The organism is Bacillus cereus group sp. BfR-BA-01524 (assembly GCF_022662595.1).
GTDB classification, from domain to species: Bacteria; Bacillota; Bacilli; order Bacillales; family Bacillaceae_G; genus Bacillus_A; species Bacillus_A thuringiensis_S.
The window spans coordinates 1-287 of the sequence record NZ_JAKUDW010000369.1 but is presented as its reverse complement, the minus strand read 5'-3'; the positions used below and the strand labels follow the sequence as shown (position 1 = coordinate 287).

Below are 287 nucleotides of genomic sequence, written 5' to 3'. Positions count from 1 at the left end.
GAGGTCCTGTTATACCAATTTCCCCTGTATTTCCTTGGGGGCCTCTAATTCCTTGTGCTCCTGTTGGACCGATAATTCCTTGCACACCTTGTATTCCTTGCACTCCTTGAGCTCCTGTTGGACCCGTTATTCCTTGTATTCCTTGAGGACCTTGCAAACCAATAGCTCCAGTCGGTCCTATTATTCCTTGCACTCCTTGAGAACCTTGGGCACCTTGTGTACCTGTCAATCCGGTAGTCCCTTGTATTCCTTGAACCCCTTGAGGACCTTGTGTTCCAGCTGCTCCT

1 pseudogene is annotated in these 287 nt (G+C 49.1%); it reads right to left on the bottom strand.

Annotation, left to right across the window (positions count from 1 at the left end):
• Window positions 1-287: pseudogene (locus MR170_RS31510) on the bottom strand (collagen-like protein); the annotation flags it as partial.